This window comes from Aquipuribacter hungaricus, assembly GCF_037860755.1.
GTDB lineage: Bacteria > Actinomycetota > Actinomycetes > Actinomycetales > JBBAYJ01 > Aquipuribacter > Aquipuribacter hungaricus.
In genome coordinates, this window is record NZ_JBBEOI010000457.1 from 1 (window position 1) to 1,000 (window position 1,000).

Annotated in this window: 1 protein-coding gene; it reads right to left on the reverse strand. The window is 80.7% G+C overall.

All coding sequences use genetic code 11. From position 1 onward, the window contains the following. Window positions 1-1,000 (reverse strand): 3'-5' exonuclease (locus WCS02_RS20585; RefSeq protein ID WP_340296180.1); only part of this gene is annotated, 1,000 nt, incomplete at both ends.

The following is a 1,000-nucleotide window of genomic DNA, read 5'->3' on the forward strand; positions in this document are numbered from 1 at the left end:
GCCCCGGGGACCGCTGGGCACCGGGCCGGCCGCCGCGCCCCGTCCCGCCGTCGTCCGGGCGGACGCCGTCCAGGAAGCGCGAGGGCCGCCTCGCCCCCCGGGAGCCAGGGGTGCGGGCGCGGGCCCACGACAGGTGGACGACCTCGCGGGCGCGGGTGACCGCGACGTAGAGCAGGCGGCGCTCTTCCTCCAGGGCGGCGGGCGTGGCGGCCATGGCGATCGGCAGCGTCCCGTCGGCGAGCCCCGGCAGCAGGACGACGTCCCACTCCAGGCCCTTGGCGGCGTGGATGGTCGCGAGCGTCACGCCGTCGAGCACGGGCGCGTGCTGCTGCGCGGCCCGCTGCTCCAGGTCGGCCACCAGCGCCGGCAGGCCGGCCGACGCGTCGTGGGCGACGAGCCGGCGGGCGTGGTCGACGATCGCCGCCAGCGACTCCCACCGGTCCCGGACCTGCCCCCGCCCCGACGGCGGCTCCGGCGACCAGCCCGCGGTCGACAGGACGTCCGTGACGACGTCCACCAGCGCGGGGCCGCCGCTGCCTGCCCCGCCGTCGCCCGTCCCGGCACCGCCCGCCCCGCCCGTCCCGGTGTCGCCCGCCCCGGCGTCCCGGGCGGTCTTGGCGGCCCCGCGCAGCAGCACGACGGCCTCGCGCACCTCGCGCCGGGAGAAGAACCGGTCCGCGCCGCGCACCAGGTAGGGCACGCCGCGGTCGCCCAGGGCCTGCTCGAGCACCTCGAGCTGGCCGTTGGTCCGCACGAGCACGGCGACCCCGGCCGCCCGGACGCCGCGGGCGAGCAGGTCGACGACGCGCTGGGCGACCGCCTCGGCCTCGGCGACATCGTCCTCGTGCTCGGTGAAGCTCGGCCGCCCGAGGTCCGGCACCGGGACCGGGGACGCGACCTGGGTCCCCTCGCCCCCCGGGACGCCGGGCGCCGAGGGCTGCGTGCCGTGGACGCCGGGCGCGGCGGCCTCCTCGTGCGCGGCCGGGCGGACGGCGCGCAG